The sequence below is a fragment of the Streptomyces sp. NPDC005574 genome (assembly GCF_040605435.1).
Taxonomy (GTDB): Bacteria; Actinomycetota; Actinomycetes; order Streptomycetales; family Streptomycetaceae; genus Streptomyces.
The window spans coordinates 1-22,132 of the sequence record NZ_JBEXCW010000025.1; the positions used below are offsets into that span (position 1 = coordinate 1).

General features: G+C 71.1%; 17 protein-coding genes, 1 tRNA gene, 2 pseudogenes and 1 riboswitch. Of the genes and pseudogenes, 8 read left to right on the forward strand and 12 right to left on the reverse strand.

Translation table 11 applies throughout. The annotated features are described in order from the left end of the window. On the forward strand, positions 1–239 hold a 239-nt coding region (locus ABZT03_RS18345), incomplete at its 5' end, for a transposase (RefSeq protein ID WP_356040424.1). Between the two features lie 84 nt (positions 240–323). Beyond that, positions 324–482, forward strand: coding sequence for a hypothetical protein (locus ABZT03_RS18350; RefSeq protein ID WP_356040426.1), 159 nt, complete (start codon positions 324–326; stop codon positions 480–482). Between the two features lie 359 nt (positions 483–841). Here ABZT03_RS18350 and ABZT03_RS18355 read toward each other — a convergent pair whose 3' ends face one another. Further along, positions 842–2,230, reverse strand: coding sequence for a cystathionine beta-synthase (locus tag ABZT03_RS18355; protein WP_356040429.1), 1,389 nt, complete (start codon positions 2,228–2,230; stop codon positions 842–844). A 286-nt stretch (positions 2,231–2,516) separates the two neighbouring features. Here ABZT03_RS18355 and ABZT03_RS18360 point away from each other — a divergent pair, with 286 nt between their 5' ends. The 3 genes from ABZT03_RS18360 to ABZT03_RS18370 all read left to right on the forward strand — a co-directional run bounded on the left by ABZT03_RS18360 (position 2,517) and on the right by ABZT03_RS18370 (position 6,333). Next, positions 2,517–3,566, forward strand: a complete 1,050-nt coding sequence (locus tag ABZT03_RS18360) for an SGNH/GDSL hydrolase family protein (RefSeq protein ID WP_356040432.1) — start codon at positions 2,517–2,519, stop codon at positions 3,564–3,566. Between the two features lie 448 nt (positions 3,567–4,014). Beyond that, positions 4,015–5,235 carry an acetyl-CoA C-acetyltransferase gene (locus ABZT03_RS18365; protein WP_356040434.1) on the forward strand — a complete coding sequence of 407 codons (1,221 nt, stop codon included), beginning with the start codon at positions 4,015–4,017 and terminating at the stop codon, positions 5,233–5,235. 315 nt (positions 5,236–5,550) lie between these two features. Beyond that, complete coding sequence (locus ABZT03_RS18370) at positions 5,551–6,333, forward strand: hypothetical protein (protein ID WP_356040437.1); 783 nt, start codon at positions 5,551–5,553, stop codon at positions 6,331–6,333. 194 nt (positions 6,334–6,527) lie between these two features. Here the strand turns inward: ABZT03_RS18370 and ABZT03_RS18375 are convergent, their stop codons facing one another. Further along, positions 6,528–6,839: a hypothetical protein gene (locus ABZT03_RS18375; RefSeq protein ID WP_356040440.1), complete on the reverse strand. Its 312-nt coding sequence runs from the start codon at positions 6,837–6,839 to the stop codon at positions 6,528–6,530. Between the two features lie 104 nt (positions 6,840–6,943). On the opposite strand from ABZT03_RS18375, the gene ABZT03_RS18380 reads away from it, so the two are divergent. Next, positions 6,944–7,174 (forward strand): DUF4287 domain-containing protein, encoded by a 231-nt coding sequence (locus ABZT03_RS18380; protein ID WP_026151524.1) that lies wholly within the window; start codon positions 6,944–6,946, stop codon positions 7,172–7,174. A gap of 65 nt (positions 7,175–7,239) precedes the next feature. Here ABZT03_RS18380 and ABZT03_RS18385 read toward each other — a convergent pair whose 3' ends face one another. The 3 genes and pseudogenes from ABZT03_RS18385 to ABZT03_RS18395 all read right to left on the reverse strand — a co-directional run bounded on the left by ABZT03_RS18385 (position 7,240) and on the right by ABZT03_RS18395 (position 9,995). Next, the gene (locus ABZT03_RS18385; protein ID WP_356040444.1) at positions 7,240–8,136 is read right to left on the reverse strand and encodes a Bax inhibitor-1/YccA family protein; all 897 of its coding nucleotides are present in this window, start codon (positions 8,134–8,136) and stop codon (positions 7,240–7,242) included. Between the two features lie 217 nt (positions 8,137–8,353). After that, positions 8,354–9,530 (reverse strand): annotated as a pseudogene (locus ABZT03_RS18390) (4-hydroxybenzoate 3-monooxygenase). 381 nt (positions 9,531–9,911) lie between these two features. Then, positions 9,912–9,995: transfer RNA gene (locus tag ABZT03_RS18395), tRNA-Leu, on the reverse strand. Positions 9,996–10,388: 393 nt separating this feature from the next. Between ABZT03_RS18395 and ABZT03_RS18400 the strand changes: the two genes are divergently transcribed. Further along, positions 10,389–11,159 carry an ABC transporter ATP-binding protein gene (locus tag ABZT03_RS18400; RefSeq protein ID WP_356040447.1) on the forward strand — a complete coding sequence of 257 codons (771 nt, stop codon included), beginning with the start codon at positions 10,389–10,391 and terminating at the stop codon, positions 11,157–11,159. 38 nt (positions 11,160–11,197) lie between these two features. Then, entirely contained in the window at positions 11,198–13,726 is a 2,529-nt protein-coding gene (locus ABZT03_RS18405) for an ABC transporter permease (protein WP_356040449.1), read from the forward strand. Positions 13,727–13,785: 59 nt separating this feature from the next. Here ABZT03_RS18405 and ABZT03_RS18410 read toward each other — a convergent pair whose 3' ends face one another. The 7 genes and pseudogenes from ABZT03_RS18410 to ABZT03_RS18440 all read right to left on the reverse strand — a co-directional run bounded on the left by ABZT03_RS18410 (position 13,786) and on the right by ABZT03_RS18440 (position 21,814). Beyond that, positions 13,786–15,081, reverse strand: a complete 1,296-nt coding sequence (locus ABZT03_RS18410) for a class I SAM-dependent methyltransferase (RefSeq protein ID WP_356040451.1) — start codon at positions 15,079–15,081, stop codon at positions 13,786–13,788. A gap of 196 nt (positions 15,082–15,277) precedes the next feature. Further along, positions 15,278–16,675, reverse strand: a complete 1,398-nt coding sequence (locus ABZT03_RS18415; RefSeq protein ID WP_356040453.1) for an NAD(P)/FAD-dependent oxidoreductase — start codon at positions 16,673–16,675, stop codon at positions 15,278–15,280. A gap of 525 nt (positions 16,676–17,200) precedes the next feature. Next, a complete protein-coding gene (locus tag ABZT03_RS18420; protein ID WP_356040639.1) occupies positions 17,201–18,154 on the reverse strand; it encodes a Ppx/GppA phosphatase family protein in 954 nt (317 codons plus the stop codon). Between the two features lie 207 nt (positions 18,155–18,361). Next, positions 18,362–18,814, reverse strand: a pseudogene (locus ABZT03_RS18425) (DUF501 domain-containing protein); the annotation flags it as partial. Between the two features lie 48 nt (positions 18,815–18,862). Beyond that, entirely contained in the window at positions 18,863–19,339 is a 477-nt protein-coding gene (locus tag ABZT03_RS18430; RefSeq protein WP_356040455.1) for a septum formation initiator family protein, read from the reverse strand. A gap of 118 nt (positions 19,340–19,457) precedes the next feature. Beyond that, the gene (gene eno / locus ABZT03_RS18435) at positions 19,458–20,744 is read right to left on the reverse strand and encodes a phosphopyruvate hydratase (protein ID WP_356040642.1); all 1,287 of its coding nucleotides are present in this window, start codon (positions 20,742–20,744) and stop codon (positions 19,458–19,460) included. A gap of 341 nt (positions 20,745–21,085) precedes the next feature. Next, the gene (locus ABZT03_RS18440) at positions 21,086–21,814 is read right to left on the reverse strand and encodes a transglycosylase family protein (RefSeq protein WP_356040457.1); all 729 of its coding nucleotides are present in this window, start codon (positions 21,812–21,814) and stop codon (positions 21,086–21,088) included. Positions 21,815–21,817: 3 nt separating this feature from the next. Further along, a riboswitch (cyclic di-AMP (ydaO/yuaA leader) is annotated at positions 21,818–21,983 on the reverse strand. Positions 21,984–22,132 lie beyond the last annotated feature (149 nt).

Sequence of the window (22,132 nt, forward strand, 5' to 3'; positions counted from 1 at the left end):
CGAACCGGCACCGACTCAACCGGGGAGGTGACCGCCAGGCCAACCGGGCCCTGCACACCATCGTGCTGGTCCGCATGCGCCACGACCAGCGCACCCGGGACTACGTCGCTAAACGCACCGCCGAAGGCATGACGAAGAAAGACATCGTCCGCTGCCTGAAACGATTCGTCGCCCGCGAGGTCTACCGACACCTGCCCCACCCTCAGGTCACCACTGAACAGCTCACACGAGCCGCTTGACGATCTATAGGAGCTTCCACACCGCCCGCCCGGACCTCACACCCGCCGGGTGGGCAGCACCATGACCTGCCGCGGGTTCACCCGGTGGCGGGCCTGCTCACACTGCCGTACGAGACGGTGACGGTCCTGACCGACCCGGAGCACACGAGCGTGGTCCACACACCCGAGCCGGACTCGGAGGCGGCGGAGAGGCCGGCGCTGCCCGGCGGCTGGAAAGCCGCAGCCGGCACGACCGGCACTTGAGAGACCGTCTCAAGCGCGGAAGGCGCGGAGGGTTGTGCGCGGGGACCGCCGCACCCCCGTTGCCGGGGGGCGGGACGACGGCGGTCCCCGCGGAGGACGCGTGCCGGGTCAGGGCCGGGCGTGCGCGTCCATGGCGTCCATGGAGGTCCGGGAGCCGCTCCGGAGGTCCTTGACGCCGTTTCGGTGTCGGCTGGGCGGGGAGCCGCTCCCGCCCCGCCGACATCCACCAATGTGCCGGAGCCGTGTTAAGCCGGTGCTGCGTGTACGTGACACGCTCGTACCACTTCCGCGAAGTCCACCCTTTCGGTGGGAAACCGCAAGTTCATCGCCCGCACCGGCGGTTCACCGCAGGTTTGCCGTCACTTCCCACCACGGGCGAGGAAGGCCAGCAGGTCCTGCCGGCTGACCACCCCGGTCGGCTTGCCCTCGACGAGGACGATCGCCGCGTCCGCCGAGCCCAGCACGGTCATCAGGTCGGCGACCGGCTCACCGGACCCGACCTGCGGCAGCGGCGCCGACATGTGCTTCTCCAACGGGTCCTCCAGCGAGGCCCGCTGAGTGAACAGGGCGTCCAGGAGTTCCCGCTCGACGACCGAGCCGACGACCTCGGCGGCCATGACGTCCGGGTGACCGGCGCCCGGCTTCACGATCGGCATCTGCGAGACGCCGTACTCGCGCAGCACCTCGATGGCCTGGCCGACGGTCTCGTCCGGGTGCATGTGGACGAGGGAGGGGATGGCGCCGTGCACCTTGTCGCTGAGGACGTCGGCGACGCGGGCGCTGGTGCCCTCGTTCTCCAGGAAACCGTAATCGGCCATCCACTCGTCGTTGAAGATTTTTGAGAGGTAGCCGCGGCCGCTGTCGGGCAGCAGGACGACGACCACGTCGTCGGGGCCAAGGCGCTCGGCGACGCGGAGCGCTGCGACGACGGCCATGCCGCAGGAGCCGCCCACCAGCAGGCCCTCCTCCTTCGCGAGCCGGCGGGTCATCTGGAAGGAGTCCTTGTCGGACACCGCGACGATCTCGTCGGCGACCGTCCGGTCGTAGGCGCTCGGCCAGAAGTCCTCGCCGACGCCCTCCACGAGGTAGGGCCGTCCGGAGCCGCCGGAGTACACGGACCCCTCGGGGTCGGCGCCGACGACCTGGACCCTGCCGTCACTGGCGTCCTTCAGGTAGCGGCCGGTGCCGGAGATGGTGCCGCCGGTGCCCACGCCCGCCACGAAGTGGGTGATCCGCCCCTCGGTCTGCTCCCACAGCTCGGGGCCGGTGGAGTGGTAGTGCGAGAGCGGGTTGTTCGGGTTGGAGTACTGGTCGGGCTTCCAGGCGCCGGGCGTCTCGCGCACGAGGCGGTCGGAGACGTTGTAGTAGGAGTCCGGGTGCTCCGGATCGACGGCGGTGGGGCAGACGACCACATCGGCCCCGTAGGCCCGCATCACGTTGATCTTGTCGAGGGACACCTTGTCGGGGCACACGAAGATGCACTTGTAGCCCTTCTGCTGGGCCACGATGGCGAGCCCGACCCCGGTGTTGCCGCTGGTCGGCTCGACGATGGTGCCGCCGGGCCTGAGTTCGCCGCTCTCCTCGGCCGCCTCGATCATGCGCAGGGCGATGCGGTCCTTCACGGAACCGCCGGGGTTGAAGTACTCCACCTTGGCGAGGACGGTCGCCCGAATGCCCTTGGTCACGCTGTTGAGCCTCAGCAGCGGGGTGTTGCCGACGAGGCTGATCATCGAGTCGTGGAATTGCACCGTTGTCTCCGGATGCTTGCAAAAGAAGTGGTCGTAGTGGTTCCGCCAGCCTAAGGGCTGCCGTCGGATTCCCGCTGTTCGTCCGGTTCCGGGGCCGGGTGGGCCACGCGGGTGGTTCGGCGCGCTGCGGGGTGCGGCCCGCGCCCCAGGGGGCAGGGGGTGTCCGACGACAGGGCCGACCGCCGCTCCGGCACTCGTGACGGTCGTTCACCGCCCGTGGGGATTTGACGACGGTGCGTGCGGGGCAAGCAGTGGGTGTACCGGTACGTGGAGGTGGCGGCGACGTATGACGAGCATGTCGAGAGCGAGGGTGGCCCGGCGCATCGCGGCCGGCGCCGCCTACGGCGGTGGCGGGATCGGTCTGGCCGGGGCGGCGGCGGTCGGTCTGGTGCTGGCCGAGGTGCGGATGGCCAGGCGGCAGGTGGGCAACGGCTCGGCACCCCATGTGCCGAACGCGCAGGGGCTGTACGGCCTCGGGTACTCCGTCCCGGGTGAGCCGCCGCTGCGGCTGGCGATGCTGGGCGACTCGACGGCGGCCGGCCAGGGCGTGCACCGGGGCGGGCAGACGCCGGGCGCGCTGCTGGCCTCGGGGCTGGCGGCGGTGGCGGAACGCCCGGTGGAACTGCGCAACCTGGCCCTGCCCGGGGCCTGCTCCGACGACCTGGACCGGCAGGTCGCGCTCGCCCTGTCGGATTCCACCCGGGTGCCCGACGTCTGCGTGATCATGATCGGTGCGAACGACGTGACCCACCGGATGCCACCGACGCGTTCGGTGCGTCACCTCGCGGCGGCGGTACGGCGGCTGCGCACGGCGGGCGCCGAGGTCGTCGTCGGGACCTGTCCCGACCTGGGCACCATCGAGCCGGTGCAGCAGCCGCTGCGGTGGCTGGCCCGGCGGGCGTCCCGCCAGCTGGCGGCGGCGCAGACCATCGGGGCGGTGGAGCAGGGCGGCCGCACGGTGTCGCTGGGCGACCTGCTGGGCCCCGAGTTCGAGGCGAACCCGCGGGAGCTGTTCGGCCCGGACAACTACCACCCCTCCGCGGAGGGCTACGCCACGGCGGCGATGGCGGTGCTGCCCACGGTCTGCGCGGCGCTGGGCCTGTGGCCGGCCGACGAGGAGCGTCCGGACGTCTCCCGCCGCGAGGGCTTCCTTCCCGTGGCCCGGGCCGCCGCGGAGGCGGCCTCGGAGGCCGGTACGGAGGTCGCGGCGGCCATGCCGAGCGGCCCGAAGGGGCCCTGGGCCCTGCTCAAGCGGCGCCGCCGCAGGCTGCCTGCGGCGGTGCGCGTCGACGAGCCGGTGGGCGGGCCGCACGACAAGGACGGCGCGGAGACCTGAGGGCCGCGTCCCCCGCGTACGCGCAGCACCTCCTCGCGTACGCGCAGCACCTCCTCGCGTACGCGCAGCACCTCCTCGCGTACGCGCAGCGTTCACCGCGTGAGCGGCACGGCGACGTCACCGGACCATCGCGGGCCCTGCTCGCGGCGGGCCGGCTCGCCGCCGGTCCTGCGCGTGCCGGTCCTCCGCGCGCGCCGGTCCCGCTGGCTCCGGTCCCGCTGGCGCCCGTCCCGCTCGCGGCGGTCCTCGCCTCGCCGTGGGCGGGTCGTGTGGTCCGGCCGCCGGCCCGGCCACCGGTGGACGGCTGTTCGTCCCGGCGCCACCCGCCACCTGGACCTAAGCAAGCGCTTGGAAAAGAGGTCCGCATCACACCCGGATGGCGGTGACCACGGGCTTACGGACAGGTAACTTGCCCCGTAAGCCCCTCCCGTCGTCGTCTGGAGCCGTGATGCCCGAAGCCGTGATCGTCTCGACCGCCCGCTCCCCCATCGGCCGCGCTTTCAAGGGCTCCCTCAAGGACCTGCGCCCCGACGACCTGACCGCCACGATCATCCAGGCGGCGCTCGCCAAGGTCCCGGAGCTCGACCCCCGGGACATCGACGACCTGATGCTCGGCTGCGGCCTGCCCGGCGGCGAGCAGGGCAACAACCTCGGCCGGATCGTGGCCGTGCAGATGGGGATGGACCACCTCCCCGGCTGCACGATCACCCGCTACTGTTCCTCGTCGCTCCAGACGAGCCGCATGGCCCTGCACGCCATCAAGGCCGGCGAGGGCGACGTGTTCATCTCGGCGGGTGTCGAGCTGGTCTCCCGGTTCGTCAAGGGCAACTCCGACAGCCTGCCCGACACGCACAACCCGTTCTTCGCCGAGGCCGAGGCGCGCACCGCCGCGGTCGCCGAGCAGGAGGGCACCAGCTGGCACGACCCGCGCGAGGACGGCCTCGTGCCCGACGCCTACATCGCGATGGGCCAGACCGCCGAGAACCTGGCCCGCATCAAGGGCGTCACCCGCCAGGACATGGACGAGTTCGGCGTCCGCTCGCAGAACCTCGCCGAGGAAGCCATCAAGAACGGCTTCTGGGAGCGCGAGATCACCCCGGTCACGCTGCCCGACGGCACGGTCGTCGCCAAGGACGACGGCCCGCGCGCCGGCGTCACGCTGGAGGGCGTCCAGGGCCTCAAGCCGGTCTTCCGCCCCGACGGCATGGTGACGGCGGCCAACTGCTGCCCGCTGAACGACGGCGCGGCCGCCCTGGTGATCATGTCCGACACCAAGGCCGCCGAACTCGGCCTGACCCCGCTGGCCCGGATCGTCTCCACCGGCGTCTCCGGCCTCTCCCCCGAGATCATGGGCCTCGGCCCGGTCGAGGCGAGCAAGCAGGCCCTGCGGCGCGCGGGCCTCACCATCGGCGACATCGACCTGGTCGAGATCAACGAGGCGTTCGCCGCCCAGGTGATCCCGTCCTACCGCGACCTGGGCATCCCGCTGGACAAGCTGAACGTCAACGGTGGCGCCATCGCCGTCGGCCACCCGTTCGGCATGACCGGCGCCCGCATCACCGGCACGCTGATCAATTCGCTCCAGTTCCACGACAAGCAGTTCGGCCTGGAGACGATGTGCGTCGGCGGCGGCCAGGGCATGGCGATGGTCATCGAGCGCCTCAGCTGACCCTCTCCGCCCCGCCCCCGGACCGCTGCTGAACACCTGTCAGTAGCCGACCGGGGACCCTGCGTCACCCATCGGCCCAGAACCTGAGAAACCCCCGGGTTCTGGGCCGATTTGTGATCCAATCTCCCCCAGGATGTGACCTATCTCGCCCAGAACAGGATTCGCCCAGGTCAGAGCCACTACCCCACCTACCCCCCGACCCAAACTCCTGCCCGTTTCGTGACGTTACGCACTGACAGCGGGATAGTCCGCCCTTCAAGCTGATGTAGGAAGTCGGGGGTCGACTTTTGAACCGGGAGTACGTCAGTGAGCGCCATGCCGATCGCTTTGCTGCTCACCACGGCCGCCACAGGCGCCGTGGGCGTCGCCGTCCTGCGCACCCTCATGGTGCTGCGCCGACAGGTCGCGGCGCTGCACACGGAACTGGCGCAGAGCAACGCGGCCGCCCTGCGCGGCCGGGTGCCCGCCGCCCGTCTCGCCGCGGACGTCGACGAGATACGCGCGGCCGTGGCCGAGGCGCTCGCCGAGGAGCGGGAGCGTGAGCTCGCCGAGGCGCGGGCGTTCTGGGCCGCGCAGGAGTCCCGTGACGCCTCCGACGCGCCCAGCCTGCTGGGCCTGCCGGACAGTGAGCTGTTCCTGCCCCGCCAGGCCGACTTCCTGGGCCTGGAGCCGCTGGAGACGGTGACCGAGCCGGGCGCGGACACCGACGAGTTCGCCGGGGAGTCCCCGGAGCTGGCCGCGGCCCGCCGCCGCCACCCCTCGCACCCGGACTTCGTGCCGGTCGCGTCACCGGCCGTCGACGACCATGAGCGTACGGTCGCGACCCTGGAGGAACTGGCCGCCTCCCACGTGGAACTGGCCGACGTCCGCCCGGGCCCGCTGGGCACCCTCGACGTCTACGTCTTCGCGGACGGTACGACGCTGTGCATGACCCCGGGCCACCGCGAGACCGCGGAACGTCTCGCGGCCGCTCTCCGCGCCGGCCTCACCCCGACCCTCCTGGGCGGCTCCGGCATCTCGGGCGCCTACACCCTGACGTTCGCCTGCGGCGAGGAGAACGTCTACATCCTCGCGGACCGAGTCATAGCCAGCCTCTGACCCACCCGCCCCACCTCACAGGCACGAGGCCCCGCACACGAAACCCGGGCCGACCCGCCCCACCCGAGGGGCGCGAGGAACTGCGCGCCAAGCCCCACGCACCCGCACCGGAAACCCGGCTGAACCGGCCCCACCCCAGGGGCGCGAGGAACTGCGCAAAAGACCCCACGCACCCGCACGGGACCCCGCACCCGTCAAACCCCCGCCCGCTTCTGCGCCTCCTCAACCATCCGCACGGCCTCCGCGACCTCCCCGTCACTCCGCAGCACGAGCGCGACATCGTGCACGGCGACGGTGATCTGATCGGCCGCGGCGAACATTCCCGCGTCGGGCATCTCCCGGGGCGGACCTCCCGGGTCCTCGACCCGCTGCGCCCACCGGGCCAACTCCCTGGCCAGCGCCAGCGCTTCCGCGGCGGCACTGCGCTGCAACCGGCTCTGCGGAGCGGCCCGCAGACGGTCGGCGAAGTGATCCACCGCGCGGACGAGAGGCGTCGTATCAACCACGCCGCGAGACTACGCGCCGCACCGCGACTGTTGCCAACGCGCCGACGCTCAGGCACGGTGACTGGAAGGACCGGCTTACATCCCCTTTGCGTCCGGAGGCGCCGATGTCCCAAGTCTTCTCCCAGGAGACCCACCGCAACATGCTCGCCCGCATTCCCCACTGCACCGGTCGTGAGGTGTCCGACTGGCTGCGCACCGTCGACGAAGGCCCCGCTCTCTTCCGCTTCGAGGAGAAGGTCAGCTGGCTCCGCGCCGAGCACGACCTCGCGTACGGCCACGCCAAGGCGATCATTCACGAGTACGACCTGAGGAGGGCCGCGCGCAAACTGCTCTAGGCGCGCACGTGTGGACAGCGAAAGGGCCCCGGGTGAACCCGGGGCCCTTTCGTGGTGCGGCGGAGCTAGTCGTTGCTGTTGAGGATCGCGATGAGCCTCAGGAACTCCATGTAGATCCACACCAGGGTCAGCGTCAGGCCGAAGGCGGCGAGCCAGGCCTCCTCGCGGGGGGCGCCGTAGGCGATGCCGTCCTCGACCTGCTTGAAGTCGAGGGCGAGGAAGCACGCGCCGAGCAGGATGCCGATGACACCGAACACGATGCCGAGCGGGCCGCTGCGGAAGCCGAGGCCGTCACCGCCGCCGAAGACGGCGAACAGCAGGTTCACCGCCATCAGCAGGACGAAGCCGAGGGCGGCCGCCATGACGAAGCCGTAGAAGCGCCGGTTGACGCGGATCCAGCCGGCCTTGTAGGCGACCAGCACGCCGGCGAAGACCGCCATGGTGCCGATCACGGCCTGCATGGCCGCGCCGCTGGCGATGCGGTCGTCGACGATGTTGGAGACGACGCCGAGGAAGACGCCCTCGAAGGCCGCGTACGACAGGATCAGCGCGGGCGAGGCCTTGCGCTTGAAGGACTGCACGAACGCCAGGACCATGCCGATCAGCGCGGCGCCGATACCGAAGCCGTACGAGCGGTTGATGTTGGCGTCGTCGACGGGCAGCAGCGTCCACGCGAGCGCGGCGGTGACGATGAGGACACCGAGCGTCGAACCGGTCCGCAGGACGACGTCGTCGATCGTCATCCGGCCGGTGGTGGCCGGGGCCTGCGGCGGAGCGGCGTACTGCAGGTCCTGCTGGGCGTACGGGTTCTGCGCGTAGGGGTTGCCGGACGGCTGGGCGTACGGGTTGCCCTGCTGCGTGCCGACTGCGGGACCCCCGGCCTGCGGCGCGGTGTTGAAGCCCGCGTAGCCGTTGTCGCGGCTGAACCCCCGTCGCGAGAAGACCGGGTTTCTGCTCCTCATTTCACTCCTCCATGGCCACGGTCGTGGCCTTGGCCACAAGAGTAATAGGTAGGCAAAGGATTGACCCTACTGCTTGGGGAGGATCTTTCCCTCGTCGTGCTGCGCAACACGCTACGCGGATCTCTGATTCCCAGGACCGGAGGGGCTCATTCATGACCAAGCCGCGACACGTCCGGAACCGTCCGGAGATCCCGCTCCCGGATCACCGGATCGAGCGTCACCCGAACGGGAACCCGGTGTACGCCTCGGCGAGGTCCGTCTCGGCCGCCCGGGAGGACGCGAGCCGCTCCAGGCGGGCCAGTTGGAGGCGCTCCTCGAAGCCGGTCGCGTCGGGCGCCCGGTGCAGGAGGGTCGTCATGTCGTAGGAGAACCGCTCGGCCTGCCAGACGCGGCGCAGACAGGTCGCGGAGTAGGCGTCGAGGAGCCCGGCCGAGCCCGTCTCCTTCTCATGCGTCAGTGCCCTCGCGAAGGTGACCACGTCACCGACGGCGAGGTTGAGGCCCTTGGCGCCCGTGGGCGGCACGATGTGCGCCGCGTCGCCGGCGAGGAAGAGGCGGCCGTGCCGCATCGGTTCGTGGACGTAGGAGCGCATCGGGGTGACGGACTTCTGGGTGATCGGGCCGCGCCGCAGCCGCCAGTCGTCGTCGGTCTCGAAGCGGCGCTCCAGCTCCGCCCAGATGTCGTCGTCGCTCCACTCGGCGGCGTCCGTGCCCTGGGGCACCTGGAGGTAGAGGCGGGACACGCTCGGGGAGCGCATGGACAGCAGGGCGAAGCCGCGGTCGTGGCGGGCGTAGACGAGCTCGTCGTGGGAGGGCGGGACGTCGGCGAGGATGCCGAGCCAGCCGTAGGGGTAGGTCCGCTCCAAGACGCGGCCGGTGCCGGCGGGGACCGCGTCGCGGGAGACGCCCCGGAAGCCGTCGCAGCCGACGACGTACTCGCACTCCAGGACGTCCTCGCGGCCCTCGTGCCGGAACCCGCACGCGCGGGCTGTCGCTCTCCGCGTCCTCCACGGCGAGGGCCTGCGCCTCGAACAGCAGCGGGCCGCCGGACGTCAGCTGGAGGGCGATGAGGTCCTTGCAGACCTCGGTCTGGGCGTAGACGGTCACGGACCGGCCGCCGGTGAGGGCGGGGAAGTCGACGCGGTGGCGCCGCCTGGCGAACCGCAGCTCGATGCCGTCGTGCCGGAGCCCCTCGCGGTCCAGGCGCCCGGCGGCCCCGGCCGCGCGCAGCACGTCCACCGTGCCCTGTTCGAGGATGCCGGCCCGCTGGCGCTGCTCGACGTAGGCCCGGTCGCGGCTCTCCAGGACGACCGAGTCGATGCCCGCGTTGTGGAGCAGCCGGGCGAGGAGGAGGCCGGCGGGGCCGGCTCCGATGATGCCGACGGTGGTGCGCATCGGGTCGTTCCCTTCGATGGGCGTCGTTGCCGCGCCGAGTACGGAGACGGTTGTTCGTCCGGTTGTTCGCCCGGTTGTTCGCCGGCTGCACGTCCGGTCGCCTGTCCGGTTGTTCGTCCTGTGAAATTTCCTTCACCAGGCTCCCGTGAGTCTCTGCCCGTCCACGTCTCGTGTCAACGGTCGCGCGGCGGTCGACGCGGCGCCGGTACGGCCGCCGCGCCGGGCTCCGAGGACTCACACGTCGTCAGACTCCCGCGGACCCGCGCGAAACGGGCTGCCCGCCAACGGCACCCGGGCGTTCTGGAGCGGCAGCCGACTGGCACGGACGCACGGCATGAGTGACCGTCCGTCATCGGTGATCACCATGAGTGACTGCGGAAGTGCCCGGAGCCGGACTTGAACCGGCACGCCCACTGAGGGGCAGCGAGGTTTAAGCTCGCCGTGTCTGCATTCCACCATCCGGGCAGGCCGTGGGCTCCGCGTCGAGGTGCCGAGCCTATCGGGATACCTCCCCCGAACTGCGGCCGGGCAGCGCGATGTTGTCTTATTTTATTGAGTTCTGAGGGTGCATCAGCCCCTGGAACGGGCCATCCGCACTTGCCAGTAGCGTTCCGTGCGGCGCCGGGCCGCGTATACGGAATGACGGAATTTCACCGTCCGAACAAGGGCGCTCCACCCGTTCTCGACCGGCCCTTCTCGGGGTGGGCCGTCATCCCCAGGTATGACGTGAACGCGCCCGGTCCGACCGCAGGCTGCCTCCAGAACCGGAACAGCGGGTGACTACACGCTCCTGATCCACGGACACGATGGGACCAGTCCCCTTCATCCGCATCGCCGTCCCGACAGGAGCGTCTCCTCGTGACCACCTCATCCATCGCCGGCCGGACCACCACCGTGGCCGCACGTGCCACGGATCTGTCGAAGATCTACGGACAGGGCGAGACCCAGGTGGTCGCCCTCGACCGGGTCTCCATCGACTTCCCGCAGGCCGAGTTCACGGCGATCATGGGCCCCTCCGGATCCGGCAAGTCCACGCTGATGCACTGCGTGGCCGGTCTGGACACCTTCTCCTCCGGCTCGGTGCGCATCGGCGAGACCGAACTGGGCTCCCTCAAGGACAAGCAGCTGACCAAGCTGCGCCGGGACAAGATCGGCTTCATCTTCCAGGCGTACAACCTGCTGCCGACGCTGACGGCCCTGGAGAACATCACCCTCCCCATGGACATCGCGGGCCGCAAGGCGGACAAGGAGTGGCTGGACAACGTGATCCGGATGATCGGGCTGGCCGACCGGCTCGGTCACCGGCCCGCGCAGCTGTCCGGCGGCCAGCAGCAGCGCGTGGCCGTCGCCCGCGCCCTGGCCTCCCGGCCCGACATCATCTTCGGTGACGAGCCGACCGGAAACCTCGACTCGCGCGCCGGCGCCGAGGTCCTGGGCTTCCTGCGCAACTCCGTGCGGGAGCTGGGGCAGACGGTGGTGATGGTGACCCACGACCCGGTGGCGGCGGCGTACGCGGACCGGGTGGTGTTCCTGGCGGACGGGCGGATCGTCGACGAGGTGTACGGGCCGACGGCGGACTCGGTGCTCGACCGCATGAAGCAGTTCGACGCCAAGGGCCGCACGAGCTGACGCTCCCCCACCTCCACCCGCCCGGACAGAGAGAACCCATGTTCCGTACCGCCTTGCGCAACGTACTCGCGCACAAGGCCCGGCTCCTGATGACCGTGCTCGCCGTGATGCTCGGCGTGGCCTTCGTGTCGGGGACCCTGGTCTTCACCAACACCATCTCCGACGCGTACCAGAAGAGCTCGGCCAAGGGCTTCGACCAGGTCGACGTCGCCGTCGTGGCCGAGAGCCAGGAGGACAAGGGCGACCGGATCGGCAAGACCTCCGAGCTGACCCGGGCGATGCTCGACCGGAGCGCCCGGGTCCCCGGTGCCGCGTCCGCCACCGGCGTGGTCAGCGGCTTCACGGCCATCGCCGACAAGCACGGCAAGCTCGTCGGCGGCGGCTTCCAGTCGCAGGGCGGGAACTACTGGGGCGCCAAGGACGCCCGGTACCCGCTCGCCGAGGGGCGCGCCCCGAAGGGCGCGGGCGAGGTCCTCATCGACTCGGCCACCGCCCGGCGCACCGGGTACGGCATCGGCGACACCGTGCGTCTGTCGGTGGACGGCCCGGTCCTCACCCCGAAGGTCACCGGCGTCTTCACCACCGACGACGGCAACGTCGCGGCCGGCGGCAGCCTCGCCCTGTTCGACACCGCGACCGCGCAGCGCCTCTTCGGCAAGCCGGGCACCTACGACGAGATCGACGTGAAGGCGGCGCCGGGCACCAGCCAGGCGGCGCTGAAGAGCGCCCTCGACAAGGCCCTGCCCGAGGACCGCACGGAGACCACCACCGGGCAGGAACTCGCCGACTCGCAGGCGCGGTTGATCTCCGCCTCGATGTCGGGCCTCAAGCAGGGCCTGCTGGTCTTCGCCGGCATCGCGCTGTTCGTCGGTACGTTCATCATCGCCAACACCTTCACCATGCTGGTCGCCCAGCGCACCAGGGAACTGGCGCTGATGCGCGCGGTCGGCGCCTCGCGCCGGCAGGTCACCCGGTCGGTGCTCCTGGAGGCGTTCGTGGTCGGCGCCGTCGCCGCGGTCGCCGGTCTGGTCGCGGGCATCGGCATCGGCGCCGGACTGCGCTCGCTCATGGGCTCGTTCGGCGCGACGGTCCCCGACGGCCCGCTGGTCGTCTCCCCCGGCACGGTCGCCGCCGCGTTCGCGGTCGGCATCCTCGTCACCATGCTGGCGGCCTGGCTGCCGGGCCGCCGGGCCGCGAAGATCCCGCCGGTGGCCGCGATGAGCAGCCTGCACGCCCCGGCCACCACCAAGTCGCTGGTCCTGCGCAACACGCTGGGCGCGCTGTTCAGCGGGGCGGGCGTCGCGGTGGTCCTCGCGGCCCGGACGATGGAGGGCTCCGACGGCCAGGCGCCCATGGGCATCGGCGCGGTCCTGCTGATCATCGGCGTCTTCATCCTCACCCCGCTGCTGTCCCGCCCGCTGATCGCGGCCGCGGCACCGGTCCTGCGCGGGTTCGGCATCGCGGGCAAGCTGGCCCGCCAGAACTCTGTCCGCAACCCCCGCCGTACGGCCGCCACCGCGTCCGCGCTGATGATCGGCCTGACCCTCATCACGGGCATGACGGTGATGGCGGGCAGCCTCCAGCGGTCGATCGACAAGATGGCGTCGGCGGCGATCAGCGCCGACTACGTGGTGTCCATGGCCAACGGCAACGAGCTCTCCCCGGACGTGCGGACCAGACTGGCGCGTGTCGACGGCGTCACCGCCACCAGCCCGCTGCGCAACGCGGCCACCCGCATCGACGGCACCACCGAGTACGTCACCGCGGTCGACGGCGGCGCGATCGACGACCTCACCGACCTCAAGGTCGACGAGGGCTCCTTCACGGTCGGCGGCACCCGGGTCGTCGCGGACGCCGACACCGCCAAGTCGCACAAGTGGAAGGCCGGTTCGGCCTTCACCGTCTCCTACGAGGACGGTCGCAGGCAGCGGCTGACGGTCGCCGGGATCTACGAGGGCAACGAGATGATCCAGGGCATCATGCTGGACACCTCGGCGCTGGCCCCGCACCAGTCGGACCCGGCCGACATGCAGGTCATGGTGAAGACGTCCGGCGGCGCGTCCGACGCGACGAAGGACCGCCTGGAGAAGGCCCTCGGCCTCAACCCGGCCATCAAGGTCCAGGACAAGAAGGACCTCTCCGAGGACATCGCGCAGATGTTCACGCTGATGCTGAACATGGTCTACGGCCTGCTGGCGATGGCGGTGATCGTGGCGGTCCTCGGCGTGATCAACACGCTGGCCATGTCGGTCTTCGAACGCTCGCAGGAGATCGGCATGCTGCGCGCCATCGGCCTGGACCGCAAGGGCATCAAGCGGATGGTCCGCCTGGAGTCCCTCGTCATCTCCCTGTTCGGCGCCGTCCTGGGCATCGGCCTGGGCGTGTTCTTCGGCTGGGCGGCCGGCGAACTGCTCGGCGCGAGGATGGCGACGTACGAACTCGTCCTGCCCTGGGCCAGGATGGCCCTGTTCCTCCTGCTGGCGGGGACGGTGGGGGTGCTGGCGGCGCTGTGGCCGGCCCGGCGGGCGGCCCGGCTGAACATGCTGTCGGCGATCAAGGCCGAGTAGCCGCGCGCACACGACAGGGCCCCGTTCCGGCTGCCGGGACGGGGCCCTGTCGTGTGCGCTCAGTTCCAGGTACGCGCCCGCAGCGGCATGCCGGAGGCGCCGGAGTCCGGCGTCCGCACCGCGAGCACCTGGTTGACGCCGATCTGGTTGCGTTCGAAGGCGACCGCGCAGGCGGCCATGTACAGCCGCCAGACCCGGGCGCGGCCGGGACCGGCCAGCCGCACGGCCCGCGTCCAGCCCGCCTCCAGACAGGCCACCCAGCGGCGCAGGGTGAGCGCGTAGTGCTCGCGGATCGACTCGACGTCGCGTACCTCGAACCCGGCGCGTTCCAGCTGGGTGACGGTGGTGCCCAGCGGGGCCAGTTCACCGTCGGGGAACACGTAGGCGTCGATGAACTCGTCGAGGGCGTACGTCGACTCGTCGCGCTGCGGGCGGCGGGCGATCTGGTGGTTGAGCAGCCGCCCGCCGGGGGCGAGCAGCCGGTGCAGCAGGTCCGCGTACTCCAGGTACCGCTCGGCGCCGACGTGCTCGGCCATGCCGATGGAGGAGACGGCGTCGAAGGGCCCGTCGACGACGTCGCGGTAGTCCTGCACCCGGATCTCGACCCGGTCGGTGAGCCCCTCCTCGGCGACGCGCTTGCGGGCGTAGGCGGCCTGCTCCTGGGAGAGGGTGATGCCGACCACCCGCACGCCGTGTTCGCGGGCCGCGTGGACGGCCAGGGAGCCCCAGCCGCAGCCGACGTCCAGCAGCCGCTGACCCGGTGTCAGGGCGAGCTTGCGGCACACGAGTTCGAGCTTGTCGCGCTGGGCGTCCGCGAGCGTGCCCGCCGGTTCGGGGGCGGACCAGTAGGCGCAGGAGTACACCATGGACGAGCCGAGGACGAGCTCGTAGAACTCGTTGCCGACGTCGTAGTGGTGGCTGATGGCGTGTTTGTCGCTGCGTTTGCTGTGCAGGCCGCGGCGGGCCCTGCGCACCTCCTCGCGGGGCGGGGCGGGCGGCAGCGGGGAGCCGGCGAACCGGACGAGGCCGAGGGCGGCGGCCCGCACCTCGGGGTCGCGCAGCGCCCGGACCAGGCTCCTGGGGTTCTCCTGGCGCTCCCACAGTCCCGCGATCAGGGCGAGCGCGGTGTAGAGGTCCCCCTCGACCTCCAGGTCCCCGGCGACCCAGGCCCGGGCCAGGCCGAGCTCTCCGGGCTTCCACAACAGCCGGCGCACCGCGCGCCGGTTGCGCACCACCAGTGCGGGGGCGTCCGGCGGCCCGGCCTGAGAACCGTCCCAGGCGCGGATGCGGAGCGGGAGCGGAGCCCCCAGCAACTGTTCGACGAGGCCCGTCAGCCGCGACGCGGCGTCAGCCATGGCGTACACCTCCGTGAGGAGTGGTCCCTGAACGTCCGACACCACGTAAACACCTGTGACGCCGCGTCGCAGTCCCCCACGCGCGTTACGGCTGGGCAAACCCTTCGGAACCGGCCGCCGCCGGCCGAAAACGCCGAAGGACCTCCCGCACCACGGATGGCGGAAGGTCCTTCGGGAAGGAACAGGTGAGGGAAGGTCAGGACGCCTTGGCCTGCTCGGCCTTCGGCTTCTCCTCGGCCTTGGCAGCGGCCGCGACCGGGGCCGGCTTCGCGGCCTCGTAGAACTCCTCGCGCGGGGACTCCAGCGCGCCGAGCGCCACGACCTCGCGCTTGAGGAACATGCCGAGGGTCCAGTCGGCGAAGACGCGGATCTTGCGGTTCCAGGTCGGCATGGCCATGCCGTGGTAGCCACGGTGCATGTACCAGGCGAGACGGCCCTTGAGCTTGATCTTCATCTTGCCCATGACGATCATCGCGACGCCCTTGTGGAGGCCGAGGCCCGCGACCGCGCCCTTGTTGGCGTGGCTGTAGTCCTTCTGCGGGAAGCCCCGCAGGCCGGAGATCACGTTGTCGCCGAGGACCTTCGCCTGCCGCAGCGCGTGCTGCGCGTTCGGCGGGCACCAGGCGTTCTCGTTGCCGGCCTTGCGGCCGACGAGGTCGGGCACCTGGGCGTTGTCGCCGGCGGCCCAGATGTAGTCGGTGCCCTGCACCTGGAGGGTGGGCGCGCAGTCGACGTGACCGCGGGGGCCGAGCGGCAGGCCGTAGCGGGTCAGGGCCGGGTTCGGCTTGACGCCGGCCGTCCACACGATCGTGCTGGAGTCGACCTCCAGGCCGTTCTTCAGCACGACGTGGCCGTCGACGCAGGAGTCCATGGAGGTGGAGAGGTAGATCTCGACCCCGCGGCTCTCCAGGTGCTCCTTGCCGTACTGGCCGAGCTTGGGGCCGACCTCGGGCAGGATCTTGTCCGCGGCGTCCACCAGGATGAAGCGCATGTCCTCGCGGGACACGTTGGTGTAGTACTTGGCCGCGTCCCGGGCCAGGTCCTCGACCTCACCGATGGTCTCCGCGCCGGCGAAGCCGCCGCCGACGAAGACGAAGGTGAGCGCCTTGCGGCGGATCTCCTCGTCGGTCGTGGAGTCGGCCTTGTCGAGCTGTTCGAGGACGTGGTTGCGCAGGCCGATGGCCTCCTCGATGCCCTTCATGCCGATGCCCTGCTCGGCGAGGCCGGGGATCGGGAAGGTGCGGGAGACCGCGCCGAGCGCGATGACCAGGTAGTCGAAGGGCAGCTCGTACGCCTCGCCGACCAGCGGGGCGATCGTGGCGACCTTGCGGTCCTGGTCGATGGTGGTGACCCGGCCGGTGAGCACCTCCGCCTTCGGCAGCACGCGTCGCAGCGGGACGACGACGTGGCGCGGGGAGATGTTGCCGGCGGCGGTTTCGGGGAGGAAGGGCTGGTAGGTCATGTACGACCGGGGGTCGACGACCGTGACGGTCGCCTCGCCGTAGCGCATCTTCTTGAGAATGCGCCGAGCTGCGTACAGGCCTACGTACCCACCGCCTACTACGAGGATCCTGGGACGCTCCGTGGTGCTCATGGCATCGAGTATCCACCCGCCTCGGGGGGGTAGCTCGTGCGCCCCTTCACAAGCATCCACAGGGCTTGTGTTATCCTCCGCCACCCCGTTGATCCAGGGCCTCGCGGGGCAGGCCGGGGGCGGGGCGGTATGAACCGTTGTCAAGGCCGCGTGAGCTGCAACTCCGCGCCTCCCGGGCCACCTGGAGACCCCCTCGGAAGCGCCTCGGAAACTCCCCCCGCGACCCCTCCGAAACGGCCCGCCGGACCCCTGCGCACAGGGGTCGGACCCCCGAAAGGGGCAGTCCCGCCACTTTCCTCGCCCGGCCGCACAGAAATCCTTGTGAAGAACTTCACGAACTTTCCCGACGGGGCGCCTCCGAAGGGTCCGCACAGACCCCCCGGAGGCGCTCATACGCTATCCGACCTGCTCAGCCGAGGGCTACTGATCGGTAGCAAAGGAGACCCGGACCACCCCGCCCGCGTGGCCCAGGCCACCCGCCGACGGGCCCTGGAGCCACAGCCGGCCGCCCGGCCGGCGGCAGGACTAGGCCACCGACCACGCGATGCCGTCGAGGATGTCGTGCTCGCTCACCACGACCTCCTCGGCCCCGGTCCGCTCCATGATCGACAGCAGGACGAGGGCCCCGGCGGCGATCACGTCGACGCGCCCCGGGTGCATGGAGGGGACCGCCGCGCGCTCGGCGTGCGTGGAGCGCAGCAGCCACCCGGTGATCTCACGGACCGTGTCGCGGGAGATCCGGGAGTGGTGGATGGCCGCCGAGTCGTAGGCGGGCAGGTCCTGCGCGATGGCGGAGACGGTCGTGACCGAACCGGCCAGTCCGACCAGGGTCCGCGCCTCACGCAGCGGGACCGACTCCTCGACCAGGTCGAGGGCCGCCTCGATGTCGGCGCGCATCGCCGCGACCTGCTCTGCGGACGGCGGGTCGGTGACGGCGCCGTCCCGCACCAGGTGCCGCTCGGTCATCCGGACGCAGCCGACGTCCACCGAACGCGCCGCGCGAACCCCGTCCTCGCCCACGACGAACTCGGTCGAGCCGCCGCCGATGTCCACGACCAGGTAGGGCCGGGCGAATCCGTCCGCCTCCCGCCCGTCGCCGTCCCCGGAGGACGCGCTCCGCGCGCCCGTCCCGTGCCCCGCCAGCTCCCTGGTCGCGCCGGTGAAGGAGAGCTCGGCCTCCTCCGCGCCCGAGACGACCTCGGGATCGACGCCGAGGATGTCCCGCACCCCGCGGACGAAGTCGTCCCGGTTGGAGGCGTCCCGCGAGGCCGAGGTGGCCACGAACCGCACCGTCGTCGCACCGAGCTCGCGGATCACCTCCGCGTAGGCGCGGCACGCGGTGAACGTCCGCTCCAGTGCCTCGGGGGCCAGCCGGCCGGTCCGGTCCACGTCCTGGCCGAGCCGCACGATCGTCATACGGCGGTCGAGTTCGAGCAGTTCGCCGGTGCCGGGGTCGACGTCGGCGACCAGCAGCCGGATGGAGTTCGTGCCGCAGTCGACGGCGGCGACCCGGCTGAAGCCGGGGGCGACCGGCGGGACGGGTGTGACGGAGGCGCCGCGGCGGGCGGCCGGGTCCTCGACCACGCCCTCCTCGCCGGGGTGCTCGTCCGCCGGGTCGGGCGCCTGCAGCGGCTGCACGCACGGGCCCTTGCGCCACCACTCCGGCAGCATCGCGAGCGCCTCGTCGCCCAGCGGGTTGACGCCCGGCCCCGCGGCCAGGGAGTGGCCCACCAGCACGTGCAGGCACTTCACCCGGTCGGGCATGCCGCCCGCGCTCGGGAACCCCTCCAGCACCTCGATGGCGTCCCGGCGGGCGAGGTAGTCCTCGTGCGCGGCGCGGTAGGCGGCGGCGAGCTCCGGGTCGGTGCCGAGCCGCTCGGTCATCTCCTTCATGACGCCGTTCGCCTCGAGGGTGCCGATCGCTGAGGCGGCCCTCGGGCACGTCAGGTAGTACGTCGTCGGGAAGGGCGTGCCGTCGGGCAGCCGCGGGGCCGTCTCCACGACGTCCGGCTGCCCGCAGGGGCACCGGTGGGCGATGGCGCGCAGCCCGCGCGGCGGACGCCCGAGCTGCTGCTTGAAGGCATCGACGTCCGCGTCGGTGGGCTCGGTGCGCGGGGTGGTCGGCGGGGGCGTTTCCATGCCTGTCTCTCTGTAAGTCGGTTCACCTGGGTCGTTCACCAGGTGAGGTCACCGGTCGGAGGCGTCGGACTTGTCGACGCCGTCCCAGACGTTCGAGTACCAGGGGCGGTCGGCCGCGCCCTGCTCGGCGCGCGACTGCCTGGCCGCGCCGGGGTCGATGACGACGTAGCCGGTCTCCCCCGGCATCACGTAGTGCAGCCGCTGCCGGATCTGCTGCTCGGCGTACGCGTCGTCCTGCCAGCGCGCCTTGAGGTCGCGCAGCTGCTCGACGCGCTGCCTGGCCCGCTCCTTCTGGCGCACCATGTCCGCCATGTCGGCGCGCTGGGAGACGTACTGCCGCATCGGGTAGGCGAGGGCCACGATCAGCGTGCACAGGACCAGGGCGAGCAGGGCCGCGCGGCTGGTCAGCCGGGAGCGGCGCGCCTGGCGCTTGGTCTGGGAGCGGTAGACCCGGGCCGCCGTCTGCTCGCCGAGCAGCCGGATCCTGGTCGTGGTGGAGAAACGGTCCCGGTCCTTCACGGCCACTGGCGATCCGCCTCCCCTTCGCACCTGTCGGCCCGTCATACGCGCGTACGTCCCCGGACACGGTACGGGACCGGGTACGGGGACGTACGTGCGACTGGCTGAGCCCTGCCGAGGTGGGTCAGCCGCGGAAGCGCGGGAAGGCGCTGCGGCCGGCGTACACGGCGGCGTCGTCGAGGATCTCCTCGATGCGCAGGAGCTGGTTGTACTTGGCGACGCGGTCCGAGCGGGCCGGGGCGCCGGTCTTGATCTGGCCGCAGTTCACGGCGACAGCGAGGTCGGCGATGGTGACGTCCTCGGTCTCGCCGGAGCGGTGCGACATCATGCACTTGAAGCCGTTGCGCTGGGCCATCTCGACGGCGTCCAGGGTCTCGGTCAGCGAGCCGATCTGGTTGACCTTGACGAGCAGGGCGTTCGCGGAGCCCTCCTCGATGCCGCGGGCGAGGCGCTCGGGGTTGGTGACGAAGAGGTCGTCGCCCACGATCTGGACCTTGTCGCCCAGCTTCTGGGTGATGACGTTCCAGCCGGCCCAGTCGTCCTCGTACAGCGGGTCCTCGATGGAGACGAGCGGGTACGCGGAGACGAGCTCCTCGTAGTACTCGGTCATCTCGGCGGCGGAGCGGGACTTGCCCTCGAACTCGTACTTGCCGTCCTTGTAGAACTCGGACGCGGCGACGTCGAGGGCGAGCGCGATCTGCTCGCCGGGGATGTAGCCGGCCTGCTTGACGGCCTCGATGATGAGGTCGAGCGCGGCGCGGTTGGACTCCAGGTTCGGGGCGAAGCCGCCCTCGTCGCCGAGGCCGGTGGACAGGCCCTTGGTCTTCAGCACCTTCTTGAGGGTGTGGTAGACCTCGGCGCCCCAGCGCAGCGCCTCGGAGAAGGACTCCGCGCCGATCGGGGCGATCATGAACTCCTGGATGTCCACGTTGGAGTCGGCGTGCGAGCCGCCGTTCAGGATGTTCATCATCGGGACGGGCAGCAGGTGCGCGTTCGGGCCGCCCAGGTAGCGGAACAGCGGCAGGTCGCTGGCCTCGGAGGCGGCGTGCGCGACGGCGAGGGAGACGCCGAGGATGGCGTTGGCGCCGAGCGAGCCCTTGTTGTCGGTGGCGTCCAGGTCGAACATGGCCTGGTCGATCAGGCGCTGCTCGGTGGCGTCGTAGCCGACGAGCTCCGGGCCGATCTGCTCGATGACGGCGAGGACGGCCTTCTCGACACCCTTGCCGTGGTAGCGGTTGGGGTCACCGTCGCGCAGCTCGATGGCCTCGAAGGCACCGGTGGATGCGCCGGACGGAACGGCGGCACGACCCGTGCTGCCGTCGTCGAGGCCGACCTCGACCTCGACCGTGGGGTTGCCTCGGGAGTCCAGGATTTCCCGGGCTACGACGACGTCGATGGACGGCACGAGCATCTCCTTCTTCAATGTGACGCGGGTACGGCCGGACCGGGGCCCGGCTGGTGCAGCGCCGCCGGGGCTCTGCGTGACGAGCCTAACCGCCCCGGGGGGATCGGTCGGCCTTCCGGCCACGTCGTGGACAGAACCGAGAGTAAATTGTTTCCGAACGGAACAAAGAGGGGAGCTGTGCGGGGCCCGAAAGCGGGGTGCCGGACAGCACAAAGCCCCGCCCCGGTGCGTACGGGGGAAGACGCACCGGAGCGGGGAGCCCGTGGGGACGGGGGGTGACCCTCACGGGAGCCTCAGCCTGAAGGACCCGGATGTGAGGGCGCTGTGGTTCGACTACGGGCCGGGTGTCACTTCAGGTGGAGCTGCTGGCCCGGGTAGATGAAGTCGGCGTCGTCGACGATGTCCTTGTTCAGCTGGAACAGCTTCTGCCAGCCGCCCTTGACCTTGTGCTTCTCGGCGATCGAGCTGAGCGTGTCGCCCTTGACGACCTTGTACTCGCCGTCACCCTTCTTGACCTTCTTGCCGGTCGGGGTGCTGACGGTCTTCTTGGCGGCCGGGCGCTCCGCGGAACGGGAGGCCGGCTGCTCGGTGGTCGAGCGGGTGGTGGTCGAGGAGCCGCTGGAACCACTGGAGCTGTTCGAGCCGCTGGAGCTGTTCGACGAGGTGGAGCTGTTCGACGAGGTGCCGGTGGAACCGCTGTAGCCGGCGCTCGACAGGCCCTTGCCGCAGACCGGCCAGGCGCCCTTGCCCTGGGAGGCGAGGACCTTCTCGGCGACGGCGATCTGCTGCGCCTTGGATGCCTGGTTGGCGGTGGAGGCGTACTGCGTGCCGCCGTACGCGGCCCAGGTGGAGGCGGAGAACTGCAGGCCGCCGTAGTAGCCGTTGCCGGTGTTGATGGACCAGTTGCCGCCGGACTCGCACGCGGCGACGGTGTCCCACTCGGAGGCGGTGGCGGCGGAGGCGTTGCCGGCCGCCATCAGCGGGGCGGCGATGGCCACACCGGTGACACCGGCGAGCGTGGCGACGCGGGTGGCCTTGGACGGGCGGCGGTGCTTGCCCTTGCCGGAAAACAGCATGGTTGATCCCCTCACCGACGCCTGCGAGGTGAGCTGTCGGGTTCGGGCCGGTTGAGTTGCCCGGCCACACCTCCCTGGGAGGCGTGGCTTAACCCCAAGCCGTTCCGTCAACTGCCCGGCGCGGCGCTTACCTTGGGTCCCCCGCTCCTGCCTACGGCGCTTTACGCGACGACTGTTCCCGTACGGCCGCTGGCAGGATTCGGCGTTGCGGCCGCCGGGGCTCGTGTTGACGAGCGGTCACGACCGTAGACATGTGATCCGGCGAATTTCAAAGACGATCAGGGCTTCTGAGAGTCATCCCACACTTTCACCAAAGCG

Bases quoted from the DNA above. Each gene is read 5' to 3' on its own strand.
- ABZT03_RS18410 (WP_356040451.1), bottom strand. From the start codon at position 15,081: ATGGCTGACGCCGCGTCGCGGCTGACGGGCCTCGTCGAACAGTTGCTG.
- ABZT03_RS18365 (WP_356040434.1), top strand. From the start codon at position 4,015: ATGCCCGAAGCCGTGATCGTCTCGACCGCCCGCTCCCCCATCGGCCGC.
- eno (WP_356040642.1), bottom strand. From the start codon at position 20,744: ATGCTCGTGCCGTCCATCGACGTCGTCGTAGCCCGGGAAATCCTGGAC.
- ABZT03_RS18380 (WP_026151524.1), top strand. From the start codon at position 6,944: ATGTCCCAAGTCTTCTCCCAGGAGACCCACCGCAACATGCTCGCCCGC.
- ABZT03_RS18440 (WP_356040457.1), bottom strand. From the start codon at position 21,814: ATGCTGTTTTCCGGCAAGGGCAAGCACCGCCGCCCGTCCAAGGCCACC.
- ABZT03_RS18360 (WP_356040432.1), top strand. From the start codon at position 2,517: ATGACGAGCATGTCGAGAGCGAGGGTGGCCCGGCGCATCGCGGCCGGC.
- ABZT03_RS18415 (WP_356040453.1), bottom strand. From the start codon at position 16,675: ATGAGCACCACGGAGCGTCCCAGGATCCTCGTAGTAGGCGGTGGGTAC.
- ABZT03_RS18370 (WP_356040437.1), top strand. From the start codon at position 5,551: ATGCCGATCGCTTTGCTGCTCACCACGGCCGCCACAGGCGCCGTGGGC.
- ABZT03_RS18385 (WP_356040444.1), bottom strand. From the start codon at position 8,136: ATGAGGAGCAGAAACCCGGTCTTCTCGCGACGGGGGTTCAGCCGCGAC.
- ABZT03_RS18405 (WP_356040449.1), top strand. From the start codon at position 11,198: ATGTTCCGTACCGCCTTGCGCAACGTACTCGCGCACAAGGCCCGGCTC.